Annotated in this window: 17 protein-coding genes; 8 read left to right on the forward strand and 9 right to left on the reverse strand. The window is 61.3% G+C overall.

All coding sequences use genetic code 11. The annotated features are described in order from the left end of the window. Nucleotides 1–57: 57 nt before the first annotated feature. Both ftsH and NAP1_RS11140 read right to left on the reverse strand, forming a co-directional pair. On the reverse strand, nucleotides 58–2022 hold the full coding sequence (gene ftsH, locus NAP1_RS11135; protein WP_007165395.1) for an ATP-dependent zinc metalloprotease FtsH: 1965 nt from the start codon (nucleotides 2020–2022) through the stop codon (nucleotides 58–60). 85 nt (nucleotides 2023–2107) lie between these two features. Beyond that, entirely contained in the window at nucleotides 2108–2740 is a 633-nt protein-coding gene (locus NAP1_RS11140) for a TetR/AcrR family transcriptional regulator (protein ID WP_040464962.1), read from the reverse strand. A gap of 175 nt (nucleotides 2741–2915) precedes the next feature. On the opposite strand from NAP1_RS11140, the gene NAP1_RS11145 reads away from it, so the two are divergent. The 4 genes from NAP1_RS11145 to NAP1_RS11160 are packed head-to-tail and all read left to right on the forward strand — an operon-like array spanning nucleotide 2916 to nucleotide 7250. Continuing rightward, nucleotides 2916–4031, forward strand: coding sequence for an ABC transporter permease (locus NAP1_RS11145; protein ID WP_241761209.1), 1116 nt, complete (start codon nucleotides 2916–2918; stop codon nucleotides 4029–4031). A 16-nt stretch (nucleotides 4032–4047) separates the two neighbouring features. Continuing rightward, the gene (locus NAP1_RS11150) at nucleotides 4048–4803 is read left to right on the forward strand and encodes an ABC transporter ATP-binding protein (protein ID WP_007165398.1); all 756 of its coding nucleotides are present in this window, start codon (nucleotides 4048–4050) and stop codon (nucleotides 4801–4803) included. Nucleotides 4804–4810: 7 nt separating this feature from the next. Then, nucleotides 4811–5812 carry an efflux RND transporter periplasmic adaptor subunit gene (locus NAP1_RS11155; protein ID WP_007165399.1) on the forward strand — a complete coding sequence of 334 codons (1002 nt, stop codon included), beginning with the start codon at nucleotides 4811–4813 and terminating at the stop codon, nucleotides 5810–5812. Between the two features lie 4 nt (nucleotides 5813–5816). Beyond that, nucleotides 5817–7250, forward strand: coding sequence for an efflux transporter outer membrane subunit (locus NAP1_RS11160; RefSeq protein WP_040464964.1), 1434 nt, complete (start codon nucleotides 5817–5819; stop codon nucleotides 7248–7250). Here the strand turns inward: NAP1_RS11160 and NAP1_RS11165 are convergent. From NAP1_RS11165 to NAP1_RS11190, 6 genes are all read right to left on the reverse strand, one after another. Then, entirely contained in the window at nucleotides 7247–8239 is a 993-nt protein-coding gene (locus tag NAP1_RS11165) for a HupE/UreJ family protein (RefSeq protein ID WP_007165401.1), read from the reverse strand. The two genes, NAP1_RS11160 and NAP1_RS11165, sit on opposite strands and share 4 nt — an antisense overlap. Next, nucleotides 8236–9024 (reverse strand): peptidyl-prolyl cis-trans isomerase, encoded by a 789-nt coding sequence (locus NAP1_RS11170; protein ID WP_007165402.1) that lies wholly within the window; start codon nucleotides 9022–9024, stop codon nucleotides 8236–8238. Before NAP1_RS11170 ends, NAP1_RS11165 begins: the two co-directional genes overlap by 4 nt. Further along, nucleotides 9021–10952, reverse strand: a complete 1932-nt coding sequence (locus NAP1_RS11175) for a DUF3604 domain-containing protein (RefSeq protein ID WP_040464426.1) — start codon at nucleotides 10950–10952, stop codon at nucleotides 9021–9023. The genes NAP1_RS11170 and NAP1_RS11175 overlap by 4 nt, the downstream gene beginning before the upstream one ends. A gap of 78 nt (nucleotides 10953–11030) precedes the next feature. Continuing rightward, nucleotides 11031–11663, reverse strand: coding sequence for an exopolysaccharide biosynthesis protein (locus NAP1_RS11180; protein ID WP_007165404.1), 633 nt, complete (start codon nucleotides 11661–11663; stop codon nucleotides 11031–11033). 42 nt (nucleotides 11664–11705) lie between these two features. Further along, nucleotides 11706–12155: a MaoC family dehydratase gene (locus NAP1_RS11185; protein WP_007165405.1), complete on the reverse strand. Its 450-nt coding sequence runs from the start codon at nucleotides 12153–12155 to the stop codon at nucleotides 11706–11708. Nucleotides 12156–12163: 8 nt separating this feature from the next. Then, nucleotides 12164–13243: a CaiB/BaiF CoA-transferase family protein gene (locus tag NAP1_RS11190; protein WP_007165406.1), complete on the reverse strand. Its 1080-nt coding sequence runs from the start codon at nucleotides 13241–13243 to the stop codon at nucleotides 12164–12166. Between the two features lie 116 nt (nucleotides 13244–13359). On the opposite strand from NAP1_RS11190, the gene NAP1_RS11195 reads away from it, so the two are divergent. The 4 genes from NAP1_RS11195 to wecB all read left to right on the forward strand — a co-directional run bounded on the left by NAP1_RS11195 (nucleotide 13360) and on the right by wecB (nucleotide 16852). Continuing rightward, nucleotides 13360–13818: a glucuronosyltransferase gene (locus NAP1_RS11195; RefSeq protein ID WP_040464427.1), complete on the forward strand. Its 459-nt coding sequence runs from the start codon at nucleotides 13360–13362 to the stop codon at nucleotides 13816–13818. Further along, entirely contained in the window at nucleotides 13815–14297 is a 483-nt protein-coding gene (locus tag NAP1_RS11200; protein ID WP_007165408.1) for a glycosyltransferase, read from the forward strand. The genes NAP1_RS11195 and NAP1_RS11200 overlap by 4 nt, the downstream gene beginning before the upstream one ends. A 108-nt stretch (nucleotides 14298–14405) precedes the next feature. Then, a complete protein-coding gene (gene wecC / locus NAP1_RS11205; protein ID WP_007165409.1) occupies nucleotides 14406–15710 on the forward strand; it encodes a UDP-N-acetyl-D-mannosamine dehydrogenase in 1305 nt (434 codons plus the stop codon). Beyond that, nucleotides 15707–16852, forward strand: coding sequence for a non-hydrolyzing UDP-N-acetylglucosamine 2-epimerase (gene wecB / locus NAP1_RS11210; protein WP_007165410.1), 1146 nt, complete (start codon nucleotides 15707–15709; stop codon nucleotides 16850–16852). Before wecC ends, wecB begins: the two co-directional genes overlap by 4 nt. On the opposite strand, the gene NAP1_RS11215 is transcribed toward wecB, so the two are convergent. Further along, entirely contained in the window at nucleotides 16849–17409 is a 561-nt protein-coding gene (locus tag NAP1_RS11215) for a hypothetical protein (protein ID WP_007165411.1), read from the reverse strand. The genes wecB and NAP1_RS11215 overlap by 4 nt on opposite strands. Nucleotides 17410–17528: the final 119 nt, after the last annotated feature.

Raw genomic sequence — 17528 nt, forward strand, 5'->3', positions numbered from 1 at the left:
AAAAGGGCGCCGCCGGATAGTCCGGCAGCGCCCCAGTCTTCATCCACAGTCTCGTAGTTAGGCGCCTTGCGGGGCCTCATCACCCTTCGAGCCACCGAAGCGCTTGCCCGCCTTGGGAATGGCGGACCCTTGGGCCGGCTTGATCGCGGCAGGGCCACGCGGCTCGTCAGGGCGGTCGATCTTGCCGTCCTTCATCAGCGCGTCGATCTCTTCGCCGGTCAGCGTCTCGTATTCGAGCAGCGCCTGTGCGAGCAGGTGGAGCTTGTCCTCCTGTTCGGTGAGGATGTCGGTGGCACGCTTGAGGCCGCCTTCGACCAGTTCCTTGATCTCGGCGTCGATCAGCTTGTTGGTTTCCGCGCCCGCCATTGTGCGAGCCGACTGGCCCATGCCGAGATAGCCTTCCTGCTGCTGTTCATATTGCAGCGGGCCTAGCTTGTCGGACATGCCCCACTTGGTGACCATGTTCTTCGCAAGGTCGGTGGCGTACTGAATGTCACCCGATGCGCCGCTTGAGACCTTGTTGTGGCCGAAGATGATTTCCTCGGCAACACGGCCACCCATGGCAACAGCCAGGTTCGCGTGCATCTTGTCGCGGTGATAGGAATAGCTGTCACGCTCGGGCAAGCGCATGACCATACCCAGCGCACGGCCGCGTGGAATGATCGTAGCCTTGTGGATCGGGTCGGATGCCGGCTCGTTCAGCGAGACGAGCGCGTGGCCTGCCTCGTGATAGGCGGTCATCTTTTTCTCGTCCTCGGTCATGACCATCGAGCGGCGTTCTGCGCCCATCATGACCTTGTCCTTGGCGTCCTCGAATTCCTGCATGGCGACAAGGCGCTTGTTACGGCGAGCAGCAAGAAGCGCAGCCTCATTGACGAGGTTCGCGAGGTCAGCGCCCGAGAAGCCCGGGGTGCCGCGCGCGATGGTGCGCGGGTTCACGTCGGGTGCCAGCGGCACCTTCTTCATGTGAACGCCGAGGATCTTTTCGCGCCCATCGATGTCAGGGATCGGCACCACGACCTGGCGGTCGAACCGGCCCGGACGCAGCAGCGCGGGATCAAGCACGTCGGGACGGTTGGTCGCCGCGACGATAATGATACCCTCGTTTGCTTCAAAGCCGTCCATTTCGACGAGCAGCTGGTTCAGCGTCTGCTCGCGCTCGTCGTTTGAGTTTCCGAGGCCATGACCACGTGAACGGCCAACGGCGTCGATCTCGTCGATGAACACGATGCAAGGCGCGTTCTTTTTGGCTTGCTCGAACATGTCGCGCACACGGCTTGCACCGACGCCGACGAACATCTCGACGAAGTCCGAACCAGAGATGGTGAAGAACGGCACACCGGCTTCGCCGGCAATCGCACGGGCAAGTAGCGTCTTACCGGTACCGGGCGAGCCAACCAGCAGAGCGCCCTTCGGGATCTGGCCACCAAGCTTCGAGAAGCGCTGCGGGTCCTTAAGGAACTCGACCACTTCTTCCAGCTCTTCGCGCGCCTCGTCGATGCCGGCAACATCTTCAAAGGTCACTCGGCCCTGACGTTCGGTGAGCATCTTGGCTTTCGACTTGCCGAAGCCCATCGCGCCGCCACCGCCGCCTTTCTGAACCTGGCGAAGTGCGAAAAACGCGATGCCGAGGATCAGTATAAACGGCAGCGACTGGATCAGGATGTAAAGGAGTACATTAGGCTCATCGCGCTGCTTGCCGGTGAAGTCGACGTCGTTCGCTTCTAGCAGCTGCGTGATCTCGGTGTCGTTCGGGACCGGCAGGGTCGAGAACGTCTCGCCATTCTTGAGGGTTCCAGTGATGAGCTCATCGCCAAGCTGGACTTCCTGCACAGCGCCAGCAGTCACCTGGTCGCGAAATTCCGAATAGCGGATCGCGGTTCCTTGCGTCTGCCCGGCGCCGCTGAACATCGACACGACGAGCAGCAGCGCCATGAAGATGCCGCCCCAAATCATCAATTGCTTGACCCATGGGTTCTGGCCTTCGGGAGGCTGCTGGTTGGGGTCGTTCTGTTCGCTCATGGCAAGGGGAGTCCTTTCTCAGACCAAATATGTAGGTGAGGTCCTATGAATGGCAAGATAATGGTTACCTTCGAAGCTACGCCATTCATCGCGGCGCGTATGCAGCAAGGAACACATCGACTGCGCCCGAAATGCGGGCAGCGTTCTCTTCCTTGCTTGGAATGGCCCCAAAACGGCGCTCAAGATCTCCCATTCCCTTTGACATCGAGACGAATTGCTCGGCCGCAAGCATCGGGTCTGCGATGTCGAGTTCACCGTTCGCAGCTGCATGTGCAAGCCACGCACTGAAGGCCGCTTTCATCCGCCATGGCCCGGCCTTTAGGAAGGCTTCCCCGATAGCTGGTTCATGCTCGGTTTCGGCTGCAATTCGACGTTCGAACTGGATCATTTCAGGCCGAGACAGGAACTCAAACATGGCCTGAGCGATTATGGATAAACGCTCGCGGATCGGTCCGGTGGGCATCGCTTCGAGGCTAAAGTAGTCGCGCATCTTTTCGCATTCGCACTCGACTGCGGCTGCGAACAGGCCGCGCTTGTCGCTGAAATGGTTGTAGATCGTCACTTTCGAGACGCCGGCATCCGCAGCGACTTGCTCGATCGATGTGGCGGCGAAGCCGTCTCCGAAGAAGCGCTTGGATGCTGCTTCGACGATCGCCTCTCGTTTGGCGATATCGGATGGCCGGCCAGGCCGCTTCTTCTCTTTAACTTGAGTGCTCAATGCGGAGAATTCTCTGATTTCAAAATGCGTGTTGACAAACTGAACGGTAGCGTTCATTTGAACGACATCGTTCAATATCGTTCTTTCCTCTCGTTTAATCAAGTCCCCCACTCGGCCACCCTCTCCCCTCCCCCTCAAAGGCCCCGTTTGATCTATGCTCTGGATCGCGATTCGAATGCTGACTGGCGACGCGCAAAAGTTCTACGGGCTTTTGTTCGGCATCGCTTTTTCGACGCTGCTGATCACCCAGCAGCTGACTATTTTCGTCAACCTGATCGAACGCGGCGCGAGCGGCGTTTACAATTCGCCCGAAGCGCAGGTTTGGGTCATGGACCCGGTTAGCCGGACGACCGATGTCAATTATGCGATGCCCTCGACCGCGCTGGACGAAGTTCGCTCCGTGCCCGGCGTCGAATGGGCCGTCCCGCACCTTAGGTCCGTCGCCTCGGTCCGCACGCGGGAAGGCGACCTTGAGCAGGTGGCAATCATCGGCGTCGACGATGCGACCCTGATCGGCCTCCCCAAGAATCTGTTCGAAGGTTCGAAGGAAGTGCTGTCACAGCCCGACTCGGTCATTATCGACGATGGCGGCGTAGTAAACATGTTCGGAGCAGGCGTGAACCCGCTCGGTGAGCGCCTCGAGCTCAACGACCAGCGCGCAGTCATTCGAGGCGTGGCGGATACAATTCCCGCATTCACCAGCACCGCGGTTCTCTACACTAAGTACAGCCAGGCTTTGAACTACGTCCCCGGCACCAGGAATCGTCTGAGTTTCGTCCTTGCGGGTGTGAGCGAAGGCCTCACCGCTGAAGAGGTCGCGGCGAGGATCGAGGAGCAGACCGGCCTGAAGGCGGAAACCCGCGACGACTTCGCTCGGGCAGGCGTCGATTTCATCATCCAGAACACTGGTATCCCGACAAACTTTGGCATCACCGTGATCCTCGGCTTTGTCGTCGGCGTCGCCATCGTGGGCCTTACGTTCAGCCTCTTCATCCGCGACAACATCAAGCAGTTCGGCGCATTGAAGGCGATCGGCGTGACCAACTCCAAGATTGTTCGCATGGTCGGAGTGCAGGCAGGCCTTGTCGGAGCGGTCGGCTACGCGCTTGGCGTCGTGGGAACGGCTGTGTTTCTGTGGAGCTTCAGCGGTAATCCGTTCTTCAAGGGCTTCTACATCCCTTGGCAAATTCCGCTCATCAGCCTTGGCGCTGTCATCGTGATCCTTGCGATCACCGGTTGGCTCGCGCTGCGCAGCGTTCTCAACACCGAACCCGCTTCGGTCTTCCGGTGACGAGGGGCTCGCAAGCATGAACGACGTCAACGGTAAGCCCATGGACACATCCGCAATTGGCGGCTGCCCTCCCGAAGCTGCAATTTGCGCGCGTGGCATCGTGCGCGATTTCGAAGCGGGTCAGTCCACGATCCGTGTGCTTCACGGCATCGACACCGACATCAAGCCAGGCGAAATGACTTATGTCGTAGGTGAAAGCGGCTCGGGCAAGACCACGCTGATCTCGATCATGTGCGGCATTCTGTGGCCGACTGAAGGCGAGGTGAAGGTCTTCGGAACCGACATCTACAAACTGTCGGACGCAGAGCTGGTCAACTTCCGCCTGCAGAACATCGGATTCATTTTCCAGCAGTACAACCTGATCCCGTCAATCGACGCTGCTGCGAACGCTGCCGTCCCACTGATCGCCAAGGGCATGGGGATCGAGGAAGCGCGCGAAAAAGCCACAGTCCTTCTCGAAAAGCTCAATATCGGCGATCAGGCGAACAAGCTGCCCAACCAGCTCTCGGGCGGCCAGCAACAGCGCGTCGCCATCGCCCGCGCGCTGGTTCACGAACCGCGCCTCGTGGTTTGCGACGAGCCTACCGCTGCGCTCGACGCCTCTTCCGGTCGACGGGTCATGGACCTGCTGCACGAAGTCGCCGTCGCACCCGATCGCGCTTGCATCATCGTTACCCACGACAACCGAATTTTCGATCTCGCCGACCGCATCCTCGTGCTCGAGGACGGCCGCGTCACCCATGACGGCACAGAAATGCCGGAAGACCACTGAGGACATTATGGCCCTGCTCCCCTCCAACATCAGTTTCTCGCGCCAGATCCTGCCGGTGATCGCCGTCGTAGGGATAATCTTCGCCGCGATTTATATCTGGACCAACCTACCCGATCGCGAACTCGAAGACCCTGCGAACGAACCTCCCAAGGCAACCGGAGAGCTTGCCAATAGCGCTCGGGTGGCGGGGGCAGGCATCGTCGAACCGGCGAGCGAGGTCATCAATATCGGCTCGGCTCTGTCGGGCCTTGTCACCGATCTGCGCGTCACCCCGGGAGAGCGCGTCGAGAAAGGCCAGCCGCTGTTCCTCGTCGACGACCGCGCCGTTCGCGCAAACCTTCGCGAAGCTGAAGCCGCCATTCGTGAAGCCCGCGCCGCTATCGGTGAGGCCGAAACCGCCCGCCGGATCGCGCGCGAGCAGCTTGCCCTTTATGAAAGCCTCGACGATCCCGCTGCGGTCAGCCGCAGCGAGGTGATCCGCGTCGAAGGTGAAGCAGCCGCCGCAGGAAACCGCCTGCAACTCGCCCGCGCCCGGCTCGACCAGGCGCAGGCCCGCGCTTCCACCGCCCGCACCGAGCTTGGCCGCCTGACCGTGCGCGCGCCGATTGCTGGCGAAATTCTCGCCGTGAACATTCGTCCGGGCGAGTTCGTCGCAACACAGGGCGGCGGCAATGCCGAGCCTTTCATCCAGATGGGCGAGACGAACCCTCTGCACATCCGCGTCGACATCGACGAGAACGAGGCCGTGCGCGTAAAGCTTGGCGCGCCTGCTGTGGTCTCTCCGCGCGGTGCCGCGCAAATCCGCGTCGAGGCCGAGTTTGTGCGAGCAGAACCGCAAGTCGTGCCCAAGCGCTCGCTTACCAACAGTGCGGCTGAACGCGTCGATGTTCGCGTGCTTCAGCTGATCTATGCACTCCCGCAAAGCGCGGAGGCCGAAGCCTTCCGGGTTGGACAACAGATTGACGCTTTCATCCCAGCCAATGACGACCAGCCGGGCGAGGAAGGGTAAGACCATGCGTCCGCTCTCCCCTCGTTTGCTGACGCTTGCATTGGCAGCACCTCTGGCTGCCTGCGTTGCTGGTCCAGCGCCTGAAATCGCGACTCCGACACCTGAACTGCCAGCGGAATTCTTCTACTCCCCCGACGGAGCATCACAGGCAGGTCTCGCATCGCTCCTTCCGAACGAAGACCCTGCTTTTGCAGCGCTCTCGCAGGCGGCTATCGAGAGAGGCCCCAGCCTTGCCGAAGCGCTGGCGCGGGTCGATGCCGCGCGTGCAGGTGCGCGCCGCGCAGGGGCAGAACGTCTGCCGAATGTCGGTGTGGACGGCAATGTCACGGGCAACCGGATCAACCCCAACCAGTTCGGCTCGGACAATCCGTTCGCGCAGCAAATCGACACCGAACAGGTCTCCTACGCCGCCAACCTGACCGCGACCTGGGACGCCGACCTGTTTGGTCGACTTCGCGCACAAGAACGTGCAGCTATTGCGCGGATTGATGCAGCGAGCGCCTCTGCCGCGGCCGTCCGTATTGCTTTACTCGCAGAGATCGCAGGCAGCGTGACCGACTGGCGTGTGCTCGAGGCGCGTCGTCAGTCGATCGAGAGCGACGTGGCCGCCGCGACGCAGCTCGCCTCGCTTGCTCGCACCCGCGAAGAAGCGGGTATCGCGCCCGGCTTTGACCGTGTGCGTGCCGAAGCGGCGGCAAGCGCCTCGCGATCGCGACTTGCGGCGCTGCAAAGCGAACGCGTGCGGATTGTCGGACGCCTTATCACGCTGACCGGATCCTCCGCTGCTGACGTAAGCAGCGCTCTGGCGCTTGGAGGCCCGGACCTGTCTGCGCAAGCGCCCCCTGCTGCCCTTCCTTCCGAACTTCTTGCGAACCGCCCAGATGTTGTCGCTGCCGCCGCAGAGCTTGCGGCGAGCGATGCTGACCTTGCCGCGGCTGCGAGAGCGCGTTTCCCTCGTCTTTCTCTCTCAGCCGTAATCGGACTCCTCGCCTTCAACGCTGGCGACTTCTTCAGCGAGGACTCGATCGTGGGCACACTCACCGCAGGCGTAGCCGCGCCCCTCCTCGACTTCGGACGGATCGAAGCTGAGATCGACGGTGCAGCGGCCAACAAGCGCGCTGCATTCCAGGCCTATCGCGGCGCGGTGTTTCAGGCTCTGGGCGATGCCGAGGCGGCTTATGGCCTGATCGCGGCAAGCGATGCGGAAGCGACGCTTGCGGTGCAGGAGCGCGACGAATTGCAACGTGCGGCAAGCCTCGCGAACGATCGCTACCGTGCAGGGCTGGCGAGTTTCCTCGAAGTCCTCGAAGCACGTCGCGCCGCCGATGCAAGCGGTGAGCGAGCAGCTGCGGCTTTGGGCCGCGCGGAACGCGCTCGCATCCTGTTGTGGCAGGCGCTCGGCGGTGACCGCGTGATTGAGCCTGAGGCAGCCAGCTAACCCACCACCCGCTCGATCAGCCAAAAGCTCCCTGTGATCCCGATCACGTAGGTCGCAATCCGGATGGCGGGCGTTTCGATCCGCGGTGCGCCGCGAGATAGCGCTGCCAAGAAGGCAATCAGGAGCGCGATCACCAGCAGTTGGCCCGCTTCCACGCCGATATTGAAGGCCAAGAGGGCGGTCGCAATTTCCCCCTGCGGAAGGCCGATGTCAGCCAAGGCTCCTGCAAAGCCGAACCCGTGGAAGAGGCCGAAAGCAAAAGCCACCGCCCACGGATAGCGCCGGGTGATGGTCATGCGATCAGGCTCTCGAAGCACGAGAGCGACCTCGACCGCCAGAAACACGATGGAAAGCGCGATAAGCGCCTCGACCGGGCGACTTGGAAGGCCGGTATAGCCAAGCGTGGTAGCGACCAGCGTGATCGAATGCGCGACCGTGAATGCGGTTGCAGCTTTGACCACCGGCCACGGAGCGCGGACCAGCAGGACAAGCGCGACTACGAACAATAGGTGGTCCCAGCCGAAAAGGATATGCTCGGCACCGATGATGAAATAGTCGCGAAGGACCTGCCAGCGGTCCGACTTGGCCATGATTGTCGCGGTGGGATTGTCCGACGTGAGGCGAAAGGTCTGGACGGGGCGATAGAGCGGCTCAACCCGCGCAATGGCATCTGCGTTGCCCAGCAGTTCGGTGAGGCCGAACTTTTCGTCCGCAAGAGATCCCTCGCAGCGCAAATCCGCGCGGCCCAAGAGCGCCAGCACGGCGGCGCGCTGAACAGGTTCACCGATCATCTCGCAGCTTTCGGGGATCACTGGCTCGCCTACGGGAGCTGCATTCATGGCTCGCGTCGCCGAGACAGGCAGCTTCCATTCAAGCGCCCATTCGCCCGGTGCGCGCTCGGTCATCTCGATCACCGCCGGGCGCAATTCGTCAGCGGACGCCGGCGCGGCGATGAGCGCAAACAGGAGCAGCAGCGCGAGGCGGATCACCTGTCGATCTCTATCCGGTAGGCGCTGCGCAGGACCTCGAATGCGCGGTCCTTGCGAGCGGCGGTTTCGGCGCTTCGCCAGTCGTTTTCGACCTCCTCGCGCACCGCGTCAAACGAAGGGTCCTTGGCAGTCCGCTGTGTCAAACGAACCAGATGCCACCCGAAGCCGGATGGGACCGGGCCTTGCCACTCATCGCGCGGCTCAAGCTCGGCAAGATTGCGGGCAAACTGTTCGCCGAAGCGGGCCTGCACTTCCGAAGCGCCCATGGCGTTGATGGCTTTCGGCAGACTAGTGGCGGTGCCTTGTACGGCGCCCGTCTCACGCGCCAATCGAGCCTCATCCTCGTCGGCGAAGAGCGCCTGTTCGAATGTGAGGCTGGGTTCGCCCGCGTAATTGGCGGCATTCGCTTCAAAGTACGCCCTCAGCACCGTGTCATCGGGATCAGCAAGCTCGGCAGCAAGGCTCGCCGACATGTCCATCTTCGAAACCATCCGCTGCCGCACCACGGCATCGCCTTGGTCCAGCCCGAGCCTCAAGGCTTCGCGATAAAGGACTTCGTCGCGCACATAGCGATCAATCGCCGCGTCAAGCTCGGCGTCGGTGGGCGCACGGCCCATCATCCTTTCGAACCCGAGCGACAATTGCGCCTGTTGCTCCGGCCCGACGGTGATCACGCGCGATGCAGGATCGACCGGCGTGCCGCCCCAGGTGAGCGCAACATAGACGATAGCGCCGAGCGCGATGAAATGGACCAGCGGCTCGCGCGCCCAGCCGGGAAGCGTCATTGCGCCTCCGACGCAGCAGGTCGCAGCCAGATCGGCGAGGTGTAGGCGCGCTCCTGCGCGACCGCATCCTCCATCGCATCCGGCGGAAGCGTAATCCCGAAGCGCACCGCATCGAACAAGGTCCAGCGCGGCGTAGGGATTTCGATCACGCGTACGTAGTAGAACGCTCTGTGCCCCGCGCTGTAGTCGGGATCGGTCCAGGTGGCGCGCAGCTCGCTTGCGCCGATATCGTTGGAGTAGGTCGCTGTCTCGCGATCGACCGTATCACCCACTGGGTCCAGACTATCGCCGGTTCGGCGGCGCGTTTCCATGTCGCTCCACACGACGTTGTACACCTGCTCCTGAGAAGTGCCTGACGCATCGAGCCAGCCTTTCACGACTTGCACCCGGTCGAGGTTCGCGCCGTCGGGATCCTTCATCGCGCTGATAAGGAAACTTGGCGCCGTGCCTCGATCCTCCAGATCGCCGCCCATCGGAACGCCTCGGGTGTACCCCGCGCGCACCCAGTCGCCGTCCCAGTCCTCCTCAGTGAAATCAAATCCACCGAAGACGCGCACGGTCATGCGCGGCCCGGTAGTCGCGTAGACTTCGCGCCGGGCAAAGGCGTCGAAAATCTCCGCACGCGTGTTCCCGCGCGCCCATGCGGCGGCGTATCCGCCTGCAAGATAATGCCAGCCATAACGGCCCTCGCGCGTGCCGAGGTTCTGTGGTTCGAGGGCGCGGCTCTCATTCGCGGGCTCGTTGCCCGTGTGCTTGCCGTAGAAATTATCCTCATCACCCGTGGCGAAGGCGGTGTGACTGTCGGTCGCTCCGATCATCCCAAAAGCATAGGGGTTCACGCCAAGTTGCGCTTCGAGCGAGAGCCCGCGCAGCAGCGCCGAGCGGGCATAGGACCCTTCATACATGTCAGGCGTGGAACGCTGGGTAAGCGGCAGATTGCCAAGTTCCCAGCCCTTCACCCCGAAGCCAGCCATCTCGTCATTGGGCGAAAGGAACGGGTGCGTTTCGCTGTCACCCTTGATCTGCGTAACTTCGATCACCGGCTCCATCCGCGCACGCATTGCTGCGTATTCGGCAGTCATTGGAGAACCATCAGTTGTCGTCGCCTCGAACATCATGCCGTTCGAAAGGTTCGAATTGTGCGGGATCGCGAGCACGCGCCCACCTGTCCGCTCCTCATAGGCTGCCATGTAGTCCCACAATTCCTCCGCCGTCGTGTTGAGCCCGGGGAACGGAAGCGTCTGGCTCGTCCTGTCGCTGCCGTCGCGAAACATCACGACGCGGTGCAGGTTGTTGCCGTCGGGCATGAGCGTCCACTCGAACCCTGCAAGAGCTGTGAACACGCCCGGCTCGTTATAGCGGTCGAGCAGGCCAAGCTGTGTGTTCCAGATATCCTCTGCACCTTCGCGCGCCCTTTCGGGGTCAGCGAACGCCTCAGGGATTTCGTTGTTTGCGGCGGCGGTTATGAGTTCAGCCACGGCAAGCTGCGATTGCTCGGGGCTTTCGTGCATCATGTCGTACCAGCGAAGTACGGTCTCGTCGCGGATCACCCAGTTCACATACCAGCGCGGCGCGTCATAAAGTCGGCGCGTCGCCCCGAGCGCGTCGGAGTGATCCGAAATGACGAGGAAATCGAGCGGACGTGCCAGACGGGCTTCCGAACCGGTCGTGGCGGTGACAGTCTCGCCCCTTGCGAAGCGAAGTGCCGCTTCAGGGCCGAGGCGCACACCGAAGCCGAATGCATCGACCGAATTGTCCGTATGGAGGTGTGTATCGCCCCAATATGGACGATCAGGAAATTCGGCGAGCTCAATCGTGTCTTCGCCCGTGCCGGTCTGTGCCGGATCAAGCTCCGGTTCGCTGCTGCAGCCAACCAGCGCCATTACGACAGCGCTTGTTGCCCAAAGCCGGATTACGTTGCTTCGCATGGCTCCCTCCCCGCATGCGTCTACCGATCGGTAATGTGCACACGGGGCAAGCCGCCCGTCAAGTTTGCGACGCCTTGCTCAGAACGGCAAGAAACCGCTGCCCGCCGCATCAGAGCCAAGGTACCATGCAGCCAATCCGCCAACAGCACCGAAGGCGAGAATCCAGGCAACAAGCATAGCGAGGCCATCCCTCACCATAATTGCCAGACAGATAATGCTGATCGCCAACATCGGCCCGGCGCTTGCCCAAGGGAGAACTTCCAGTGGCGGGACCATTAGACACAGTAGGATAATGATGGCTGCGGCAACCTTCAGCGCAGGCCCTTGCGCAAGGATCTCAAGCCGCTCTTTTGCAACGCCATCGAGCTTTTCGGCCGGGCCTTCGAGCTTGGTCGTCGCCTTGTCCATCTTGGCCGATGAAACCGAGCGTTCAGCAATCCAGCTCGGGACCCAGATGTGGTTTCGGCCGACGAGCATTTGCACAGCGATCAGTGCGACACAAATCGCCAGGAAGCTCGGCACGCCGGGAATGACGCCGACCGGGCTGATTTCGAGCAGCGCAAGCACCAGCATCACAGGCGCAAAACTGCGCGCACCGAACTTGTCGAGCACATCGGCGATCTTGACCTCGTCCTCGCTGTTGGCGAGTTCATCCAGACCATCGACGACGTCGGCGATCGAGTTCGGGTTCTTGGAGTCCTGCGTGGCCATGATGCTTTCTCAACACACAGGCCATGCAAGAGGTTTCCAAATTTATTGCTTCTTCTGCAACAAAGCAGAGCGTTCGCAGCGGCAAACAATCTCGTCGCGCTGATTCAAAAGCTCGTGCGTGAAGGTCACGATTCCGGCGTTCGGACGCGATTTACTCTCGCGCAGCTCTTTGACCGAACTTCGCGCACGAAGCGTGTCGCCGATGAAGACGGGGTTCGGCGTCACCACCTTGTCGAAGCCGAGATTGGCAACCAGCGTGCCAAGCGTCGTATCGCCTACCGAAAGCCCGACAAGCAGCGAAAAGGTGAAGGTCGAATTGACTAGGATCTGACCAAAGCCGCTCGCCTTGGCGGCCTCGACATCGAGGTGCAGCGGCTGCGGATTGTGAGTCATGGTCGAGAAGAGCAGATTGTCGGCCTCGGTCACGGTGCGACGAATGTCATGTTCGAGCTCATCGCCGACCTGCCATTCGTCGAAGAATTTGCCTGCCATCTTGAGGTTTATCCCTTCGTCCAGCGAGCAACGACCTCAGCACCGTCATCAGCGCTCGACCGAACTGCGCCCGGAGTTCGATCAAAACGCGGTGCGGGGGCTGGATGCCAGTCTCCGTCATGCTCGACGTAAGCCTCACGTGCCTTCATATGCGGATGCTCGCGTACCTCATCGAGGCCGACAACCGGCCCGTAACAGGCATCGGTGCCCTCGAGCAGCTCGTTCCATTCGGCCTGCGTCTTGGTCTTGAACAGGGCGGCAAGCTTGTCTGCATACTCGTCCCAGTTGGACGGGTCCATCTGGCCCTGCGCCAGTTCCTGCGGAGCGCCGGCACGGGTCAGCATCTCGGCGTAGAACTGCGGCTCGATCGAACCGAGCGAGATTTCCTTCCCATCAGCGCATTCATAGCACTGGTAGAAATGCGCCGCACCGCTCAACAAGCCCTTGCCACGCTCGGTCGTGCGCACCGCGCCCTTTGCCTGCCCGAAGAAGAAACTCATGAGGCTGGTGACGCCATCGACGATAGCGGCATCGACAACTTGGCCCTTGCCCGACCGCTCTCGCTCGTAAAGCGCAGCCATGATCCCGAAGGCGCAATACATCGAGCCGCCGCCGAAATCGCCGACGAGGTTCTGCGGCGGAACAGGCGGCTTGCCGTTCTCGCCAATCGCATCGAGCGCACCGGTGATCGCGATGTAGTTGATGTCGTGTCCGGCAGCGCTCGCAAGCGGTCCGTCCTGCCCCCAGCCGGTCATGCGCGCATAGACAAGTCGCGGATTGTCGGCGAGCAGCTCGTCAGGCCCAAGCCCCAGCCGCTCCATCACGCCAGGTCGCAGGCCCTCGATCAGCACATCGGCCTTGCTCGCCGCGTCGCGGCAAAACGCCTTGCCCTCATCGGTCTTGAGATCGACGGTCACGCGGTTGCGCGCACGCTCGACAATCGGGTTGAGGCTCATCGCGCCGGGCCGATCGATCCGCACCACTTCGGCTCCGAGGTCAGCCAGCAGCATGGCGACATGCGGCCCTGGCCCGATCCCGGCAAACTCGATCACTTTCAGTCCAACCAGCGGTCCGGCGGCGTTGCTCATTCTAAAAGTCTCCCAAAATCTCTCGGCGGCTTCCTTGCCGCGTCACCTTGCCAAGAGCAAGACCGCGCCATAGGAGCGCGGCAGGGATCAGTGGTCGCAAGGGACACTCAGACACAGTGACAAAGTCCGGGGTGAAGGTGTTGGCGGCAGCTTCGGGTGGAGGCCACTGGGAGCAATTGATGCTTCTGCGCGATTGCCTTGAGGCATACGACCTGCGCTTTGCGACAACCGATCCGGCGGTCGCAAAACAGCATGGTATCGAGGCCGTTGAGACCCTGCCCGACTGCAACCAAAACAAGCCGGTTCAGTCGGTTCTGTGTGCCTTTAAGGCGTTATGGGTCGTTCTCAAGCACCGCCCCGACGTGATCCTCTCGACAGGCGCAGCGCCGGGCTATTTCTGCCTTCTGGCAGGCCGGCTGACGGGCGCTCGCACCCTCTGGATCGACAGCGTCGCCAACGCCGAGCAGCTTTCCATGTGCGGCAAGCTCTCAAAGCGCACTGCGCACGAATGCATCACCCAGTGGAAGCACCTCGCTGACGGCGACAGCGTCAAGTATCGCGGAGCCGTGCTGTGATTTTGGTGACAGTCGGCATGCAGCTTGGCTTCGACCGGCTGATCGAAGCCATGGACGAACTTGCGCCGAGCCTCGACATGCCGGTCATCGCGCAGACCGGGCGCAGCTCTTATCAGCCCGCCAATATGGAAGCGCGCGAGAAAATCGCGCCGTCTGAGTTTGAGGAGCTGGTCAAGCAGAGCCGCGTTATCGTCAGCCACGCTGGAATCGGCACTGTTCTGACCGCGCAGAGGCTCTCGACCCCGATCGTCCTGTTCCCGCGGCGATATGACTTCGGCGAGCATCGCAACGATCACCAGGTCGCAACCGTGCGCAATCTGGAGGGCCGCCCCGGAGTACTCATCGCGTTCGAGCAGCAGGAGCTCGCGGGTCGGATTGCAGAAGGCCTCGAATTGGCAAGCACTCGTGCGGCCCTGTCTCCGACGAAGGCGCAGCTTCAGTCAGCCATCGTGAGTTTTATAGAAACCGGCAACATCTAAGCCACAACTTCCGCGCGCCCCTGCGCTCAGACGGTCAAGCCTAACGCGATATTTACCCATTTGCGTCCATGGTTCTCGCGCGAATTCGCCGCGAGGAAAACGACACTCATGAACGCCCCTTTCGACACGGCCAGTGCCATCGGCCCCGATGCGGCAATCCAGCCTGCTCCCGACCACCAGGTCGTTGTTGTCGGACTGGGCTATATCGGCCTGCCTACCGCGGCGGTTCTGGCAAGCCATGGCTGGAACGTCTGCGGCGTCGATGTCTCTGAAAAGGTTGTCGAAACTGTCAACGCGGGCCGCGTTCATATCGAGGAGCGCGACCTAGACCGGTTGGTGCGCGAGGCCACGGAATCCGAGCGTCTCACAGCTTCGACCCAGGTGCCGACCGCGCATTTTTATATGATCGCAGTACCCACCCCGCTTACGGACGAGAAAACGCCCGACATCAGCTATGTCGAGGCTGCAGCCCGTGCGATCGCACCCAAGATCCTGCCGGGCGCGTGCGTCATCGTCGAGAGCACCTCGCCGGTTGGAACCACCGAAAGGGTAGGACAGATCATCGCGGAGATGCGTCCAGATCTACAGGTCCCGGTCTACGGATCTCAGCAGGGCGGCGATATTGCACTCGCATATTGCCCCGAACGCGTTCTTCCGGGAAAAATCGTGCGTGAGCTCGTGCAGAATGACCGCGTGATCGGCGGCATCACCCCTTACTGCGCTGAGCGTGCTGCTGCACTCTATTCAAGTTTCGTCGAAGGTGATTGTCTTACTACCAATGTCCGCGTTGCCGAGACGGTCAAACTTACCGAGAACAGCTACCGCGATGTCAACATTGCCTTTGCAAACGAGCTCAGCGTCATCGCCGATGATCTGGGCGTGGATGTCTGGGACGTAATCTCGCTTGCAAACCGCCACCCGCGGGTCAACATCCTGCAACCCGGTCCGGGCGTCGGCGGACATTGCATTGCCGTGGACCCCTGGTTTCTTGTCTCGAGTTCTCCGAAGGCAGCGCGGCTTATCCGCACTGCACGCGAGGTAAACGATTTCAAGGCGACCTACACCGAGCGCCGCGTTCGCGCCTTGCTCGATGCCGTCCCCGGCGGAAAGGTCGCCCTGCTTGGTCTGGCTTTCAAGCCCGATATCGACGATTTCCGTGAGAGCCCTGCTCTCGAAATCGCTCTCAGCCTCGCCAAAACCAGGGGTCAGCGCATTATGGTAGTCGAGCCTTTCGCGGACGAATTGCCCAAGGGCTTCGCCGGTACAGGAGCGCAGTTGGTGAAACTTGACGAGGCGCTGGCGACCGCAGAAGTCATCGTCGTGCTTGTCGATCACACTGCTTTCAAACACTTGCTCCCCGCCGACCTTGCGGGCAAGTTGGTGTTCGACACGCGCGGAATGCTCAAAAAATGAACCACTCAGGCGGGAAACCGCGCATTCTTGTGACCTTTGGGACACGTCCTGAAGCCATCAAGATGTTTCCCGTTGTGGCGGCTCTTCGCGCGTCTGGCGATTTCGATGTGCAGGTCGCTGTCACCGCTCAGCATCGCGAAATGCTCGATCAGGTTCTCGACCTTGCTGGCATAACGCCAGATATCGACCTCGATCTGATGCAGCCCGGCCAGAGCCTGGATGCCCTATCCTCGCGGATCATCACGCGTTTCGGGGAAGCGCTCGATTCTGCGCAGCCCGACCGGGTGCTCGTGCATGGCGACACCCTGACCACGATGATGGCGACGCTTGCCTGCTACTTTCGCCGAATACCGGTCGGTCATGTCGAGGCAGGGCTTCGCAGCGGCGACATTTATTCGCCCTGGCCCGAGGAAGTGAACCGCAAGGTAACAGGCGCAGTGGCTGATCTGCATTTCGCTCCCACCACTTCTGCGGCTGACGCGCTACGCGCAGAGAACGTGGACGAGAGCGCAATTCACGTGACCGGCAACACAGTGATCGACGCGCTGCTGGAAACCAGGGCGAAAGTGAAAGCCAACCCTGCCCTCGCCCCGATAGTCGGGCACCTCGCCGGCCGGTTCGAGGGCCGCCGGATCGTCTGCGTCACCGCTCACCGACGCGAGAATTTTGGCGACGGAATGAAGCAGATAGCAGAAGCGTTGACGCAGCTGTCGTCACGCGGCGACGTCGCGATCATCTATCCAGTCCACCCGAACCCCCAAGTGGCCGACGTCATGAAAACGAGCCTTGGCGACAAACCAAATATCGCTTTGATTGACCCGCTCGATTACCCAAACTTTGTCGCGATGATGGAATTGAGCGAGATTGTCCTGACCGATTCCGGGGGAATTCAGGAGGAAGCTCCCAGTCTCGGCAAGCCGGTCCTCGTGATGCGTGACACGACTGAGCGCCCCGAGGGCGTTGCCGCAGGAACCGCAAAACTCGTTGGCGCCAACTCGCAGCGCATCGTAGCGGAAGCTTCAGCCCTGCTCGACGACGAAGAGCGGTACAAAGCAATGGCCCAAGCGCACAATCCTTACGGTGACGGCCTTGCCAGCAAGAGGATTGCCGACATCATCGCGCACAGCCACGCACTTGGCTAGCGCGCCTTTGGCGCAATCCGGCCGCGTAAGAGCAAAACATAGAAGCTCGCAGCGCCAATGATCGCTGCGCTGGCCCCCAAGTCCCCCACCCAATTCAGCTTGAGCGGGCCATAGAGCAGAGAATCCATCGCATGCAGCGAGATAATGCGCATTGCGACGATGACCAACATGACTGCACAACTCGCAGCTGCGATAGCTACCGCGCGATCGCGACGTCCAATAATCTTGCGCATTGTGAAATAGGCGCCGCCGAAGCCCACCGCCAAGCAAAGCAAAAGCGCTCCCGCGACAAACGGACCTTGCATCTCGCGCCTCGCAGCAAAGATTTGGCTGGCTCGCAAAGCTTCACGCAAATCGGCTCTTACGGCGTCTTCGATCAGAAGCAGGCGCGAGGCGATGAGCAATGTAAAGATCACTGCGATAGCAATCCAGATTTGGCCGTGAAGCGGTCTCTGGCGTGCCTTGCGCGCTTCGATGAAGGCAAGAAGAGAAGCTGTGATGACAACTGCATACAGGCAGGCGGCAAGCATGCTCAGGATCGAAGGCGTTTCAGGCATAGCTCGCAGCCTGGTTCCATGCCTTCGTAGTCATACGTAGCGTGACATTCATGTTCCGATCTCGCGAAGCTCTTTGAATTACTCCACGCGATAATGGCTACGTTTCGATGCGCAAGCGC

This window comes from Erythrobacter sp. NAP1, from assembly GCF_000152865.1.
GTDB lineage: Bacteria > Pseudomonadota > Alphaproteobacteria > Sphingomonadales > Sphingomonadaceae > Erythrobacter.

Coding starts and splice junctions, on each gene's coding strand:
- ftsH (WP_007165395.1), bottom strand. CDS start 2,022: ATGAGCGAACAGAACGACCCCAACCAGCAGCCTCCCGAAGGCCAGAAC.
- NAP1_RS11145 (WP_241761209.1), top strand. CDS start 2,916: ATGCTGACTGGCGACGCGCAAAAGTTCTACGGGCTTTTGTTCGGCATC.
- NAP1_RS11150 (WP_007165398.1), top strand. CDS start 4,048: ATGAACGACGTCAACGGTAAGCCCATGGACACATCCGCAATTGGCGGC.
- NAP1_RS11155 (WP_007165399.1), top strand. CDS start 4,811: ATGGCCCTGCTCCCCTCCAACATCAGTTTCTCGCGCCAGATCCTGCCG.
- NAP1_RS11160 (WP_040464964.1), top strand. CDS start 5,817: ATGCGTCCGCTCTCCCCTCGTTTGCTGACGCTTGCATTGGCAGCACCT.
- NAP1_RS11170 (WP_007165402.1), bottom strand. CDS start 9,024: ATGACGCTTCCCGGCTGGGCGCGCGAGCCGCTGGTCCATTTCATCGCG.
- NAP1_RS11175 (WP_040464426.1), bottom strand. CDS start 10,952: ATGCGAAGCAACGTAATCCGGCTTTGGGCAACAAGCGCTGTCGTAATG.
- NAP1_RS11180 (WP_007165404.1), bottom strand. CDS start 11,663: ATGGCCACGCAGGACTCCAAGAACCCGAACTCGATCGCCGACGTCGTC.
- NAP1_RS11185 (WP_007165405.1), bottom strand. CDS start 12,155: ATGGCAGGCAAATTCTTCGACGAATGGCAGGTCGGCGATGAGCTCGAA.
- NAP1_RS11190 (WP_007165406.1), bottom strand. CDS start 13,243: ATGAGCAACGCCGCCGGACCGCTGGTTGGACTGAAAGTGATCGAGTTT.
- wecC (WP_007165409.1), top strand. CDS start 14,406: ATGAACGCCCCTTTCGACACGGCCAGTGCCATCGGCCCCGATGCGGCA.
- wecB (WP_007165410.1), top strand. CDS start 15,707: ATGAACCACTCAGGCGGGAAACCGCGCATTCTTGTGACCTTTGGGACA.
- NAP1_RS11215 (WP_007165411.1), bottom strand. CDS start 17,409: ATGCCTGAAACGCCTTCGATCCTGAGCATGCTTGCCGCCTGCCTGTAT.